This window comes from Streptomyces montanus, from assembly GCF_005786655.1.
In the GTDB taxonomy this organism is placed as follows: Bacteria; Actinomycetota; Actinomycetes; order Streptomycetales; family Streptomycetaceae; genus Streptomyces; species Streptomyces sporangiiformans.
The window spans coordinates 222,541-235,855 of the sequence record NZ_VBZC01000003.1; the positions used below are offsets into that span (position 1 = coordinate 222,541).

Here is a 13,315-nt window from a genome sequence, read left to right on the forward strand (position 1 = left end):
TGTTCTCGCCGTTCAGTGAAGGAGCCCGCCGCCGTCGCAGACGAGTGTCTGGCCGGTGACCATGACCGCGTCGGGGGATGCGAGATAGGCGACGAGCCCCGCGAAGTGCTCCGGGGTGACGAACTCCTTGATCGCCTGTTGGCGCATGGTCGCGGTGAACACCTCGTCGCCGGAGTGCGCCCTGGTGCCAGGGGTGGCGACCTGCGCGGGCGCCACCGCGTTGACGGTGATCCGGTGCTCGCCCAGTTCGCGCGCCATCACCCGGGTCATGCCGATGAGTGCGCCCTTGCTGGCCACGTAGGCGATCTGGCCCGGTGATCCCGTGAAGAAGGTGCGGGACGCGACATTGACCACCCGCCCGCGGTGCGGGCTGTTGCTCAGCCAGGGCACGCAGGCCTGCACCATGAGCAGAGGGCCGACGGCGTTGACGGCGAAGAAGCGGTGCAGTTCCTCCGGGGTTGTCTCGAGCAGCGGTGCCCGGCCGGAGAGCAGGCCGGCGTTGTTGACGAGGACGTCGACCCCGCCGTATGCCTCGGCGATCTCGTTCACGGCTCGGCGGGTCGCGGCCGGGTCGCTGATGTCGCAACGCCAGGCTCGGGCGCCCGGAATCGAGCCCGTGCTGTCGGGTTCGGCGATGTCCAGTGCGGCGACCGCGAACCCGTCCGCGGCCAGTCGGCGGACGATGGCGAGCCCGAGGCCGCCGGCGGCGCCCGTGACCACCGCGACCCGCGGTCTCGCCTCGTCCGGTCCGGTCATGGCGCCTTCTCCTGCGGATGAGTGGCCAGCGCCTCCACGGTGATGTCCATCCACTTCCACATCGGCAGGGAGACGAGGGCGTCGTGCAGCTCCGCCGGGTCGGCCGCCTCGTACAGACCGATGGTGGCGTTGCGGCCGGGAACCCGCCACAGCCGCTTGAGGATGCCCGCCTCGCGGAGCTGCATGGCTCGTGCCCGCTCGCGCATGCGCAGGTCCTCGCTGACGTCGAAGGGGGTGTCCGGGGGCAGTCTGTTCTCGGTGCGGACGAGGAATTCCATGCGGGCGTCCCTTCAGGGTCGGGCTGCGGCGATCCCCAGCAGCAGTTCGGCCAGCGCGCCGGGGGCGGTGACCATGGCTTCGTGTCCGGTCGCGATCTCGTGGACCGGCCAGCCGCGGGCGGCGGCCCGCTCGGCGTGCGGGGTGAACACCCGCATCCAGTCGGTGCATTCGATGAAGGCACCGGGAACCTGGTCCACCTTGCCGGTGAGCCGCAACGGCTCGGTGTAGGTGAGCCACGGGTGCGGGGTGAGCCGGGGGGCGAGCCAGTCGAGGTCCGCCGGTTCCTCCACTCCCAGGACGCTCAGCGAGCGCACCGGAATGAGCCACCCGAAACCGGGTCCGGACACGGACTCCCGGTAATGCCCGGCGACGGTCGAGGGAAGCAGATCGATCGCCGCGTCACCGTCGTCACCGACGAAGGCGTCGAGGTGGACCCGCTTCGCCACCCGCTCCGGGACGCGGTCCGCGACCCCGGTGACGACCTGGCCGGCGTAACTGTGGCCGACGAGCACCACGTCCCGGGCGTCATGGGTCTCGATCAGTGCCACGACATCCTGGATGTGCGTGCCGAGCCCCACCTGCGGGCTGAGCAGATGGGCACGATCGCTCACCCCGGTCAGGGTGGGGGTGTGCACCTCGTGCCCGGCCGCGCGCAGCAGCGGTGCCACGCGCTGCCACACCCAGCCGCCGTGCCAGGCTCCGTGCAGCAGGACGAAGACGCTCATACGGACGCCCCCGTACGGCGCGTGTCGTCGTTCCGCTGTTCACGGGCCAGCATCTTGGCCACCGCGCGGCGTCCGCGCAGTGCGGCGAGGTCGGACCTGATGCTGGACTCGACGCTGCCGCCCGGGTCGGTGGCGTACATGATCTCCTGCGCCTCCAGGGCGTCGACGTCCTCCTGCATCACGGCGAGCTGCTGCTCGTGCTGGAACTTCGTGAGCTCCTGGTCGTCGATGAGGTAGTCGCGCCCCAGGGCGTAGAAGTCGTGGGTCTCGTTGCCGCGCCCCGGCGTCATCCCGTACAGCACCTTCATGTGGAAGCCCTCCGGTTCCTCGGTGCCGGTGGCCGCGACCCGGATGTTGAGGATGAAGACGCCCGGCGGGTAGAAGTCACCGTCCTGCCAGCGGTCCACGGGAGAGGTCAGCCCGCAGGACTTCTCGTAGAACGGGGGAGCCTCGATGCCGATCATGTGCCGGCTGAAGCCGACCCGGTCGCCGTCCACCGTCACATCGATCGGGGTCGAGGCGACGGCGGCGTTGCCGATGCTCGTCGGGTGCAGAAACGTCTCGTGGGTGAGGTCGAGCAGGTTCTCCAGGAGCAGCAGGTACCGAGCCTTCAACGGGACGACGCCTTGTACATGGGTCCACTTCGGGTCGCTCAGCCACGAGGTGTCGGGCAGCAGGCTCTCGTCGGCCAGTTCGGGGTCACCGGGCCAGATCCACACGGCGCCGTCCCGCTCCACCAGGGGGAACCGGCGCAGCGCGGCCTTGGGCCGGTCGGCCTGCTCGGCGACGCCGACGCACACGCCCCGGCCGTCGAAGCGGTAGCCGTGGTAGTCGCACTGGAGGGTGCCCTCGTCGTCCAAGTGGCCCAGCGACAGCGGGTACTTGCGGTGGGGGCAGCGGTCCTCGACCGCGGTGGCGGTGTCGTCGGGCAGCCGGTAGAAGCAGACCGGGATGTCCGTGATCCAGCGCTGCGTGAGCGTCCGGCCGAGTTCGTCGGACCAGGCTCCCAGGTACCAGCCGTTGCGTACGTGCTGTGTCATGGCAGGTGTCATGGCACGTCCTTCCTTCGGTGACAGGGCATCAGAGGTCCAGCACGAGGCGGCCGCCCCGCGCGCGGGAGACGCAGATCAGCATCGTGTCGTTCGCGGCCCGCTCGTCATCGGTGAGCAGGGAGTCACGGTGGTCGACCTCGCCCTCGATGACGGCGGTCTCACATGATCCGCAGATGCCTTCCTCACAGGAGGACAGCACCGGGATGCCCGCCTGCCCCACGGCTTCGAGGACCGACAGCTCCGGCGGCACGGTCAGCGTCACCCCGGACACCCGCAGCTCCACCTCGATCGGCCGCTCGTCCTCGGTGCCGGCGGGCTGCCGCCCGGCCGCCGCGGCGAACCGTTCCACGTTCAGGGACCCGGCCGGCCAGGCCGCGCAGTGCGCTTCGACCGCGTCGATCAGCCCGGCGGGGCCGCAGCAGTACACCAGGGTGGACGGGTCGGGGCCGCCGAGGAAGCCGGCGAGGTCGAGCAGGCCGTACCGGTCCTGCGGCCGTACGGTCACGCGCTCGCCGTAGCCCTCCAGTTCGGGCACGAACGCCATGGACGCGCGTGTCCGGCCGCCGTAGAGCAGGGACCACTCGGCCCCCGCCGCCTCGGCCTCGGCGAGCATCGGGAGCAGCGGGGTGATGCCGATGCCGCCGCCGACGAACAGGTACCGGGCCGCGGGCCGCAGCGGGAAGTTGTTGCGCGGGCCGCGCACCCGGAGTTCGGCGCCTTCCTGCACGTTGTCGTGGATCCACTGCGATCCGCCGCGTCCGTCGGGCTCCCGCAGGACGGCGATGTGCCAGCGGGCCGTGTTCCCCGCCCGGTCCAAGGGGCCGCACAGCGAGTACTGCCGGGTGACCCCCGTGGGCAGGACGACGTCGATGTGCGATCCCGGCTGCCAGGACGGCAGCGGTTCGCCGGAGCGCGTGCCGAGTTCCAGTGACACCACGCCGTCCGCCGCGTTCCGCCGGGACAGCACGACGAGGGTGCCGTCGAACGTGGCTTCGCGCCGGGAGCCGCTGCCGGCTTCGGCGGAGGCGAGTGTCATCCGTCGCGGTTCGGCCGGCCGTGCGGACGGCGGGGCCTGGTCGAGGTGGACCCGCACGGGGCGGCCGGTGCTCCAGAGGGCCTCGACGACGGCGTGCAGGTCGCCCGCGTCGACGCGCCACAACGGCTCGCCGTAGCGGGTGTCCTGAGTGACGTCGCCCTGGGGAAGGGCACGGGCCAGCAGGGTTCGCGTCCGGCTGGTCTCGTCGGGCGACGCCACGTAGAGGGATGTGTCGCGGAAGGGAAGCCAGACATGGGTGACTCCGGGCTGCTCCGGCGTGCTCACCCGGGACCGCTCTGCGGCGCTCTCCTCTGCGGTGCTCTTCTCCCTCACGCCAGGACCCCCGTCGTCTGCGGGTAGAGCCGTACGTACGCCTCCGCCATGGTCGTGTGCGACAGACCCAGGTTCGGGCCGGCGTTCCGCTTCAGCTGTACGCCGCGTCGCTTGGCGAGGTCGGTGTAGTAGTCCCACATGTGCTGCTGGGCGGCCAGGCACTCCATGGCCTTGCGCTTCTTGTCGAAGACGGGGGTGATGTCCAGCAGGACGTTCGGCTTGAAGTCGCACTGCTCCGGCTGGTGCGGCTCGAAGAAGAACACCGGGGGAGCGCCGAGGGGTTCACCGGGTGCGTCGTAGCCGATCGCCTGGGCCAGCACGCGTGCCTGGAGCGCCATCCGGGAGGCCGCCGGATGGTCGCCGTTGTACGGGTCGGCCGACGGGTGGGTGAGCACGACCGCCGGATCGACCTCGCGATAGACCCGGACGATACGGTCCACCAACTCCGGCGTCTCCAGGAGCGGGTAGTCCCCGGCGTCCAGGAACTCGATCTCCGCGCCCAGCGCCGCGGCGGCGTTCGTGGCCTCGGTGCGGCGCAGCTCCTTGATCGCGTCGAGACCGAGTCCCTCCCGCCAGGCGCGGGCCGACTCCCCGCGCTCGCCGAAGCTGAGGCACAGCACCTTCGCACGCTGACCGCGTTCGGCGGCCAGGGCGATGGCGCCGCCGGCCCGCCAGACGAAATCGCCGGCGTGCGCGCTGATCACCAGCAGTGCGCCTTCGGACGAACGGGAGGTGGTGGGGGTCATCGGGACTCCTTGTGCTCGCGGGACAGAGCGGACGGGGCGGAACCCTCGGCCTCCTGGGCTTCCTTGGCTTCCTGGGCTGCCTGGGCTTCGTCGGCCTCTTGGGCTTCCGGGGCTTTCGGGGCCTCTTGGGTTTCCGGGGCCTCCTGAGCCTTCTGGGCCCTCCTCCTCGCCCAGGCGATTTCGAGCTTGCCGGTCGGAGTCCGCGGCAGGGCGTCCGTCAGGACGACGGAACGCGGCACCTTGTAGCCGGCGAGGCTCCGCCGGACCCAGTCGCGCAGTTCCTCCTCGGTGACCGTGGCACCGGGCGAGACCGCCACCACGCCCGCGACTCGTTCGCCCCAGGTCTCGTCGGGGACACCGACGACGACGCAGTCGGTCACCGCGGGGTGCGAGAGCAGGACGTTCTCCACTTCCTGGGGATGCACCTTCTCCCCACCGGTGTTGATCACGCCCGAGCCGCGTCCTAGGAACCGGATCGCGCCGTCGGCCTCGAGCGTGGCGAGGTCGCCGGGGATCGCGTACCGGACTCCGTCGACGGTGCGCCATGTTGTCGCACTCCTGGCGGTGTCCTTGTAGTAGCCGAGCGGCATGGGCCCGCAGTAGGCGAGGGTTCCGGTCTCACCGCTGCCGGGTTCGACGCAGCGGTCGTCGGCGCCGATCACCCTCGTCGCGGGCACGGGGAAGAACCGCGCGGGCAGGTCCCGTACCGACGAGGTGACCGCGAAGGCGAAGGGGCCGCCCTCACTTGAGGCGATGGCGTCGATGATCGTGACGTCGGCACGCTCGTGCAGTGCCTTCTTGAGCCGGTCGCCCAGCGCGGTGCCGGAGCTGAGGAGCGTACGCAGCGAGCCGAGGTCGTACGGTGTGCCGGTCCGCTCGGCGTGCAGGAGTTCGTCGACGAGCGGCTGACAGACGGCGTTGCCCGCGATGATGACCAACTCGACGCGTTGCTCGGCGACCGTGTGCCAGACGTGCTCCGGGGAGAGACCGCCCTGCCGTGCGGTGACCACCCGGCCGCCCACCATCAGGGCGCCCATGGTGTTGAACAGCCCGGTGGCGTGCATGAGCGGCACGACCGGCATTGTGGTCGGGGCGCGGCCGTCGTGGTGCGCCTTGGTCGCGATGGCCACGGCCTCGTCGAGTGTCGCGGGGAGATCGGTGACACCGAGCGGGTGGAAGATCGGGACCACGAGGGAGTGGAGCAGATCGCTCTGCCGCCAGACCACGCCCTTCGGCTTGCCCGTGGTTCCACCGGTGTACATGAAGAGCCGGTCCGATCCGGGGCGCGGCCGTGGCTCGCGCGGTGCGTGCGCCGCCAGCAGGTCCTCCAGCTCGGGCACGGCGGGCCCGGCCGGGCCCTGGGCGGGCGGATCGCCCGCCCGCACGAGCAGCTTCAAGGTGTGTACGTGTCCTGCGGCATGAGTGACCCGGTCGGCCAGGGCGCCGCTGAAGACGAGGGCTGCCGCGTCGGCATCGGTGAGGAGTTCGGACAGCTCCTCACCGGTGTAGCGGTAGTTGGCGTTCACCGGCACGGCGCCGAGCTTGAAGGCGGCGAAGACCGTCTCCAGGTAGGCGGCCCCGTTGTACAGGTAGCAGGCGACGGTGTCGCCCTCCCGTACCCCGGCCGCTTCCAGCGCGGCGGCCAGCCGTGAGGCACGCTCGTCGAACTCCCGGTAGGTGGTCTCGCGACCTGGCTCCGTGATGGCGACGGCATCGGGCAGCGCGCGGGAGACCGCCTCCCAGATCGTGCCGATCGACACGTCCATGTCTCGGACCTCCTCGTCCTCGGGGGGCCTCCTCAATCTAGGCAGGTGCCCCCTCCACGGGAACGCGAGCAATGACCGAACCGGCTCGGCGCTTCGACCGTGCGGCGAACAGGTCGAATGACGTAGACCGGCGCCGAAACCGCGGGGCTACGATGCTGGGGCCGACCGCGAGTCACGCCCGGGGTTCGTCGCTCGCCGATGATGACCATGATGAGGAGATCGGCCATGTCCGGATCGCCGCTCGTGGGGTGGGACGACGTCGCCGCCGTCGCGCCGGACGGTCTCGCCGTACTGGACGACGCCGGCCGTTTCCTCCGCCTCAACCCGGCGGCGGTGGTGTTGTGCGGTGCGGGCGACGAGGCCGAGCTGCTCGGTGCGCCGTCCCCGTTCGCGCTCGTGGAGGGGGCCGCCGCGAGCCAGGTCGGTCTGCTGGAGGAACAGCCGGACGAACAGGTCGCCCACTGGGTGCCTGCCGCCGGAACCCGGCGCGAGTTCGCCTACCGTGCCCGCAGACTGCCGGCCGACCCGAAGTTCACGGTCGTGTCGTTCCGGGACGTGACCGCCGCATGGCACCGGCAGCGCAGGATCGCGGCGATCGCCCGGACCTCGATCGCGCCGGCGTCGAAGGGTTCGCTCGGCTCGACCCTGGACGCCGTGGCCCGGCAGATCGTGCGGACCGACGGCCTGGCCGGCGTGCAGATCCTCATCCTGGACGGCACGGGCCGGGAACTCAGGCTGATGGGTTCCGCGGGGCTGCGGCACTGGGACGCCTTCCTCGACCGGCTGCTGGAGTGCCGCGACCGGGGGGCCCGGCTGTGCATGCTGGACACTCTGAAGGAGCGCAAGCCGATCGTCGTCCCCCATCGATGGGCCCAGATCCGCACCGACCCTGCCTGGGAACCGCTGCACGGCTACCTCGGCGAGCTGAACTGGGATTCCTTCGTCAGCGTTCCGCTGATGGCGCGCGGCCGTGCCGAAGGTGTGCTGAACGCGTACTTCGCGCCCGGGCAGGAGATCGGCAGCCGGACCCTGGAGTTCCTCGCCGCCATGGCGGAACAGGCCGCGCTCGCCGTCGACTACGCCACGCTGCTGCAGCGCGAACGCGAAGGGGCCCGTCGCAACGAGCGCCAGCGTCTTGCCCGCGACCTGCACGACTCGATCGTCCAGCAGGTGTTCTCCATCGGCATGCAGGCCAACGCCGTCGGAGTGCTGGGAGCCCGCGGTGGACCGGTTCCCGCTCAGACCGTGCGGAAGTTCGCGGACGAGGTCGGGGCACTCTCGCAGACCGTTCTCGCCGACCTCAGGGCGATGGTGCACGAACTGCGCCCGTCATCCTCCACCCGGCTCGGGCTGGAGGACGCGGTGAGCGCGCTCGTCAAGAGCACCGCGAACCGGACGGGCATCGTCATCCGGTTGCTCTGCGAGGAGGAAGAGGAACTCGAGGCGGTCGAACCGGAGCTGGCCGAGGACATGTACCGAATCGTCGCGGAGGCCATCCACAACGTGGTCAAGCACGCGGAAGCCACCACGGTCGCCATTCGACTCGGCGTACGCGACCACACGCTGACCGCGCGCGTCCACGACGACGGTCGCGGACTGCCGGAGGGCGGCGGGCCGGGTGCCGTGCCGGAAGCCGTCAGGCCAGAGGACGTGCCGGAAGCCGACCGGCCAGAGGGCGTGCCGGAGGGCGGCGGGGCGGCCGGTGCCGCCTGGGACCACGGCTACGGACTGACGACGATGCGGGAAAGGGCGGAACGATGGGGCGGCACCATGAGGATCAGATCCGGGGCGAAGAACGGTACGACCGTGAGCGTGGTCATACCCCTCCCCGTACGGGTGCCGGAGTCGGCGCCCGTGGACTCGGACGGCTCGCGGAGCGACCCGGGGGCGGTGCCCCTGCACGAGACACCGAACCCCGCCCGATCCGGGTCCTGATCGTCGACGACCACGCCGTCGTACGCCGTGGTATCCGCGCCTACCTGGAGGTCCTCGACGACATGGAGGTGGCCGCGGAGGCCGCCGACGGCCAGGAGGCGCTCACCAGGCTGGACGCGATGGCGGCGCACCGGGAACTGCCGGACGTGGTGCTGATCGACCTGCTCATGCCCAGGATGGACGGGGCCACGGCGATCGGAATGATCAAGACGAGTCATCCCGATGTCCGGGTCGTGGTGCTCACCAGTTTCGGCGAGATGGAACGCGTCCACGCCGCGCTCGCGCAGGGAGCCGCGGGCTATCTGCTCAAGGACGCCGAAGCGGGTGAGGTGGTCGCCGCGATCCGCGCGGCCGCCCAGGGCGAGGTCTTCCTCGATCCCGCGGTGGCCCGGGGACTCACCCAGGAGATCGTCTCGCCGCCGACCGGGCTGGCCTCGCTCACCAGCCGGGAACGCGACGTCCTCGTCCTCGTGGCCGAGGGGCGGTCCAACCAGCAGATCGCCGACGAGCTGGTGATCAGCGAGCGCACCGCCCGCACCCACGTGAGCAACGTCCTGCGCAAACTCAGGCTCACCTCGCGGACCCAGGCCGCGCTGTTCGCGGTGCGGCAAGGGCTGGTGCCGCCGCGGGCTTGATCCTCGTACGGGCTGGTGCCGCCGCGGGTTGACCGCCGTACGGACTGGCGCCGCCGCGGGGCGACCGACCTGCCGACCGCGACGGATGTCCCGGACCGGCCGGGACACAGGCCGGGATCGGATGCCGTCATCGGCGGGATCCTCGCGAGCCCGGGGCGTTCCTACGCTCGGGAGGTCGCCGTACGGACGCCCAGCTCAGGAGGACATCATGCTCGACGGACGGGTTGCCATCGTCACGGGTGCCGGCAGAGGTCTGGGGCGCGCCTACGCCCGCGCGCTGGCGGCGGCGGGTGCCTCCGTCGTCGTGAACGACCTGGACGCCGAGGTGGCCGCGGAGACGGCCGACGCGATCACGGGCGCGGGCGGAGCGGCCGTCGCCCACGTGGGCGCGGTCGGCGGTTCCGAGTTCGCCGACGCGCTCGTGCGGCGCGCGGTCGACGAGTTCGGCCGGCTCGATGTGATGGTCACCAACGCCGGCGCGCTGCGCGACCGGACCCTGCGCAACACCACCGACGAGGACTTCGACCTCGTCGTCACCAGCCACCTGCGCGGTACGTTCACCTGCGGCCGCGCCGCGGCGGCCCGCTTCCGCGAGCAGGGCGAGGGCGGCCGGCTCATCCTGGTCGGCTCACCCGCGGGACAACGCGCCAGCTTCGGCCAGACCGCGTACTCGGCCTCCAAGGGCGCGATCGTCGCGATGACGCGCACCTGGGCGGTCGAGCTCGCGAAGATCGACGTCACCGTCAACGCCATCGTGCCGACCGCACTGACGCGCATGGTCGCGACCATGCCCGGACTCGGTGACCTCGTGGCGAAGGTCGACGCGGGGGAGCCCGTGCCCGAGGCGGCCCGGCGACAGGGCCTGGGCTCGCCGGACGACGTCGCACCGTTGATCGTGTACCTGGCGTCGAAGGAGTCGGCCCAGGTCACCGGACAGGCCATCGCCGCAGGGGGCGACCGGATCGCCCTGTGGACGCACCCCGGTGAAGTCGCGGAGCAGTTCCGCCCGGGCGGCTGGACGGCCGAGTCGGTGGGTGAGCTCTTCTCCGGTGCCTACGCGGACCGGCTGCAGGAGTACAGGCCCACACCACTCGACCTCGAAGCCATCGCGGAGGGGTGACCCGCGGCCGCGTGCGCGCCGTGGCGCGACCGGCGTCAGTGACGACCTCGCCGGCGGACGGGTCGACGACATCGCGTCGCTCCTTGGCGAGGCTGCCCTCAGCGTCCCATCGGGAAGACGGCCCGGATCTCCCAGCCGTGGTGGGCGCGCGGCCCCGCGTACAGCTCGCCGCCGAGCGCGGTGACGCGTTCGGTCAGGCCGACGAGGCCGAAGCCGCCGCCGTGCGCGGCGGCCGGCAGCTGGGAGCCGCCCCGGCCGTCGTCCGACACCGACACCCCCAGGCGACCGGCCTCGTGTCGCAGGTGGACGGTGATCTCGGTGGCGTCGGCCGCGTGCCGCCGTACGTTGGTCAGCGCCTCCTGGACGACCCGGAAGGCTGCCGCCTGCACCTCGTGCGGGATGTCGCCGGGCAGCGACGGGTCGTGGTGCACGGTGACCTTCTGGCCCGGGCTCGCGAACCCTTCCGTCAGCTCGACGACGGAGGCCAGGTCGCCCACCGGGCGGCGGTCGGCCGCCTCCTCGCCGGTGTCGCGCAGCACGCCGACCGTGCGGCGCATCGACGCCAGGGCTTCCGTCGCGGCGCGTTCTATACCCGCGAGGACGGGGTCGAGCTCGTCCGGCCGGCTGTCCGCCATCATCCGGGCCACCTGGGTCTGCACGAGGATGCCGGTGACATGGTGGGCGACGAAGTCGTGCAGGTCGGCGGCGATGGCCAGGCGTTCGGCGCGGCGGGTCTCGCTGACCGTGACGGTGCGGCGGTAGTCCAGTGAGCGCAGGTAGACGGCGAGTCCGGCGATGAGGCCGATGAGGATCAGGCCCACGACCAGGAACCCCGGTGTCTCGCCCTGCACCGACCGGGTGTACCGCACCGGCAGGACGAGAAGGGCGACGCCGTTCAGCACGCCGCACACCACGGCCCAGGGCCGCGGGCAGTGCCGTACGGCGATGAACAGCAGAGACAGCAGGATCGCCGCCTCGCCCGGACCGAACAGGATCGACCGGCCGATCAACGGCGCAGCCGCCGAGTACACGAGGGAGAGCGCGGCGGGTACGGAGGTGCGCAGCTGCGGGGTGAGCCATTCCGGCCGCCAGGCAACTGGAACCAGCACGGCAGCGAGCCCGGCCAGCAGCACCACCGTGATCGGCCAGACGCTGTAGCCCGAGCCGCCCGCGTAGAGAACGTCGACGACCGAACCCACGAGCAGGAAGCCGACGCCGAAGCCCTGGGCACAGCCCCGGCCGGAATGGGAAGCCATGCGGGTCACCGTATGCACAATCACCGACAGCCGTATCGGCCGAATGGCCGAAGGAGCGAACAGCCCTCCGCGCCATCCCTGACCTTATGGCCGAGGCGCGCGCCCCTGCCCGCGGACGAGGGTGGACCGCATCCTTCCCACGGAGACACAGGAGTACGTGATGCAGCGCAGCAAGTTCCTCGTCGGCATCGTCGGTGGCGCGACCGCCGTGCTCGCGATCGGCGGTGTCGGCACCTACCTGCTCTCCGGCACCGAGTCGACCAGCGAGCTGGACGAGCACACCACGGTGACCGTCGGCGGCCACAAGGCCCTGGCGGGCGACATCGTCGCGGGACGCGCACAGAGCAAGTACCACCCGCTCCCCTGGGTCGGGGACAAGGTCTCCGCAGTCACCTGTCCCAGCGGCCTCAAGGCCGTCGCCGGGGCCACCATCACCTGCACCGGCAAGAACAATGACGGCAAGAACGTCGACATCCCGGTCACCGTGGTCAAGGCCACGAGCGACTCCGTCACCTGGAAGTTCGAGCGCTAGATTCGAGCGCTAGATTCGAGCGCTGGGTTCGAGCGCAGGGTTCGAGCGCTAGCCGGGGCCGCCCGTTCCGCCCGTCGACTCCCGGACCACCACGGAGAAGTCGCTGACGAACTCCTCGCGTTCCGTCGACTCCGAGCCGCCGGGATCGGTCTGCTCGATCCGCCTGGCCAGCAGGTCGACCGCCCGCTGCGCCATCATGTCGTGGTCCGGATCGATGGTGGACAGCGAGGGGACGAGGAACTCGCTCTCCTCGATGTTGTCGAATCCGATCACCTTGACCTGCCGTGGCACCCGCACCCCGGCATCGGCCAGCCCACGCAGCACGCCCATGGCCACGGTGTCGGTCACGCAGAACACGCCGTCGAAGTCGAGCCCGCTCTCCACCATCCCGCGGGCGCGTTCGGCACCCGCGCGCAGGGTGAGCGCATGCAGGGTCTGCACGAGGTCGGGGTCCTCGGGCAGGCCGGCTGCCCGCAGTGCCTGACGGTAGCCCGTGTGGCGGAGGCTGGACACGTCGACTTCGTCGGTCACCGGCCCACGCAGCACCGCGATACGTCGGCAGCCCCGCTCGATCAGGTGGTGGGTGGCCGCTTGTGACGCGTCGACATTGGGCATGGCGACGTGATCGACGGGGCCGCCGAAGATCCGCTCGCCCAGGATGACCACCGGGTAGTCCACCTTGAGCCGTTCGACATCGGCCTGGCCCATGCCCACCGTGCTGAGGATGAGCCCGTCGTAGAGCCGGTTGCGCGACAGGGACAGCGCGTCGAGTTCGTTCTCCCGCGAGGCGCCGGTCTGCTCGATGCACACCCGCAGGTCGTGCCGCTCGGCCGCGGCGATGATGGCGGCGGCCAACTGACCGTAGTAGGAGCTGTTCACCTCGGGGACGGCGAGACCGACGGTGCCGGTTCGGCCCTTGCGCAGATTGCGGGCCGCCACGTTGACGCGGTAGTCGAGGCGGGCCATCGCCTCGAGGACCTTCTCCCGCGTCGCGCTGCGCACGTTGGGATGGTTGTTGATGACGTTCGAGACGGTCATCGCTGAGACTCCGGCCGCCTTCGCCACGTCCTGGATCGTTGCCACGTACGCCCCCGGGTCTGTGGTCTTCGCGAAGCCCCCGACATCATCGCATCTCAGCCCTGCC

13 protein-coding genes are annotated in these 13,315 nt (G+C 71.2%); 4 read left to right on the top strand and 9 right to left on the bottom strand.

The window, feature by feature from the left end; genetic code table 11:
• Positions 1–12: 12 nt before the first annotated feature.
• From FE633_RS03695 to FE633_RS03725, 7 genes are all read right to left on the bottom strand, one after another.
• Positions 13–756, bottom strand: coding sequence for an SDR family NAD(P)-dependent oxidoreductase (locus FE633_RS03695; RefSeq protein WP_138043602.1), 744 nt, complete (start codon positions 754–756; stop codon positions 13–15).
• Positions 753–1,034 (bottom strand): muconolactone Delta-isomerase family protein, encoded by a 282-nt coding sequence (locus FE633_RS03700; protein ID WP_138043603.1) that lies wholly within the window; start codon positions 1,032–1,034, stop codon positions 753–755. Before FE633_RS03700 ends, FE633_RS03695 begins: the two co-directional genes overlap by 4 nt.
• Positions 1,035–1,046: 12 nt before the next feature.
• A complete protein-coding gene (locus FE633_RS03705) occupies positions 1,047–1,760 on the bottom strand; it encodes an alpha/beta fold hydrolase (protein WP_138043604.1) in 714 nt (237 codons plus the stop codon).
• Positions 1,757–2,812 carry an aromatic ring-hydroxylating oxygenase subunit alpha gene (locus FE633_RS03710; protein ID WP_246113392.1) on the bottom strand — a complete coding sequence of 352 codons (1,056 nt, stop codon included), beginning with the start codon at positions 2,810–2,812 and terminating at the stop codon, positions 1,757–1,759. Before FE633_RS03710 ends, FE633_RS03705 begins: the two co-directional genes overlap by 4 nt.
• Positions 2,813–2,840: 28 nt before the next feature.
• Positions 2,841–3,848 (bottom strand): PDR/VanB family oxidoreductase, encoded by a 1,008-nt coding sequence (locus tag FE633_RS03715; protein WP_138043664.1) that lies wholly within the window; start codon positions 3,846–3,848, stop codon positions 2,841–2,843.
• Between the two features lie 329 nt (positions 3,849–4,177).
• Complete coding sequence (locus FE633_RS03720; protein ID WP_138043605.1) at positions 4,178–4,927, bottom strand: PIG-L deacetylase family protein; 750 nt, start codon at positions 4,925–4,927, stop codon at positions 4,178–4,180.
• A complete protein-coding gene (locus tag FE633_RS03725; protein ID WP_138043606.1) occupies positions 4,924–6,693 on the bottom strand; it encodes an AMP-binding protein in 1,770 nt (589 codons plus the stop codon). The genes FE633_RS03720 and FE633_RS03725 overlap by 4 nt, the downstream gene beginning before the upstream one ends.
• Before the next feature lie 225 nt (positions 6,694–6,918).
• Between FE633_RS03725 and FE633_RS03730 the strand changes: the two genes are divergently transcribed.
• The 3 genes from FE633_RS03730 to FE633_RS03740 all read left to right on the top strand — a co-directional run bounded on the left by FE633_RS03730 (position 6,919) and on the right by FE633_RS03740 (position 10,383).
• A complete protein-coding gene (locus tag FE633_RS03730; protein WP_138043607.1) occupies positions 6,919–8,628 on the top strand; it encodes a sensor histidine kinase in 1,710 nt (569 codons plus the stop codon).
• Positions 8,616–9,263 carry a response regulator gene (locus FE633_RS03735; RefSeq protein WP_138043665.1) on the top strand — a complete coding sequence of 216 codons (648 nt, stop codon included), beginning with the start codon at positions 8,616–8,618 and terminating at the stop codon, positions 9,261–9,263. Before FE633_RS03730 ends, FE633_RS03735 begins: the two co-directional genes overlap by 13 nt.
• Positions 9,264–9,471: 208 nt before the next feature.
• Positions 9,472–10,383 (top strand): SDR family NAD(P)-dependent oxidoreductase, encoded by a 912-nt coding sequence (locus tag FE633_RS03740; RefSeq protein WP_138043608.1) that lies wholly within the window; start codon positions 9,472–9,474, stop codon positions 10,381–10,383.
• Positions 10,384–10,481: 98 nt separating this feature from the next.
• Here FE633_RS03740 and FE633_RS03745 read toward each other — a convergent pair whose 3' ends face one another.
• Entirely contained in the window at positions 10,482–11,639 is a 1,158-nt protein-coding gene (locus tag FE633_RS03745; RefSeq protein WP_138043609.1) for a sensor histidine kinase, read from the bottom strand.
• Between the two features lie 160 nt (positions 11,640–11,799).
• Here FE633_RS03745 and FE633_RS03750 point away from each other — a divergent pair, with 160 nt between their 5' ends.
• On the top strand, positions 11,800–12,171 hold the full coding sequence (locus tag FE633_RS03750) for a DUF4333 domain-containing protein (protein ID WP_138043610.1): 372 nt from the start codon (positions 11,800–11,802) through the stop codon (positions 12,169–12,171).
• Positions 12,172–12,219: 48 nt separating this feature from the next.
• Here the strand turns inward: FE633_RS03750 and FE633_RS03755 are convergent, their stop codons facing one another.
• Positions 12,220–13,254 carry a LacI family DNA-binding transcriptional regulator gene (locus tag FE633_RS03755; protein WP_138043611.1) on the bottom strand — a complete coding sequence of 345 codons (1,035 nt, stop codon included), beginning with the start codon at positions 13,252–13,254 and terminating at the stop codon, positions 12,220–12,222.
• Between the last annotated feature and the right edge of the window lie 61 nt (positions 13,255–13,315).

What these genes read in the sequence shown, in the direction of transcription:
- FE633_RS03715 (WP_138043664.1), bottom strand. Translation starts at nt 3,848, where the DNA reads ATGACACTCGCCTCCGCCGAAGCCGGCAGCGGCTCCCGGCGCGAAGCC.
- FE633_RS03745 (WP_138043609.1), bottom strand. Translation starts at nt 11,639, where the DNA reads ATGGCTTCCCATTCCGGCCGGGGCTGTGCCCAGGGCTTCGGCGTCGGC.
- FE633_RS03725 (WP_138043606.1), bottom strand. Translation starts at nt 6,693, where the DNA reads ATGGACGTGTCGATCGGCACGATCTGGGAGGCGGTCTCCCGCGCGCTG.
- FE633_RS03695 (WP_138043602.1), bottom strand. Translation starts at nt 756, where the DNA reads ATGACCGGACCGGACGAGGCGAGACCGCGGGTCGCGGTGGTCACGGGC.
- FE633_RS03740 (WP_138043608.1), top strand. Translation starts at nt 9,472, where the DNA reads ATGCTCGACGGACGGGTTGCCATCGTCACGGGTGCCGGCAGAGGTCTG.
- FE633_RS03720 (WP_138043605.1), bottom strand. Translation starts at nt 4,927, where the DNA reads ATGACCCCCACCACCTCCCGTTCGTCCGAAGGCGCACTGCTGGTGATC.
- FE633_RS03710 (WP_246113392.1), bottom strand. Translation starts at nt 2,812, where the DNA reads ATGACACCTGCCATGACACAGCACGTACGCAACGGCTGGTACCTGGGA.
- FE633_RS03705 (WP_138043604.1), bottom strand. Translation starts at nt 1,760, where the DNA reads ATGAGCGTCTTCGTCCTGCTGCACGGAGCCTGGCACGGCGGCTGGGTG.
- FE633_RS03730 (WP_138043607.1), top strand. Translation starts at nt 6,919, where the DNA reads ATGTCCGGATCGCCGCTCGTGGGGTGGGACGACGTCGCCGCCGTCGCG.
- FE633_RS03750 (WP_138043610.1), top strand. Translation starts at nt 11,800, where the DNA reads ATGCAGCGCAGCAAGTTCCTCGTCGGCATCGTCGGTGGCGCGACCGCC.
- FE633_RS03700 (WP_138043603.1), bottom strand. Translation starts at nt 1,034, where the DNA reads ATGGAATTCCTCGTCCGCACCGAGAACAGACTGCCCCCGGACACCCCC.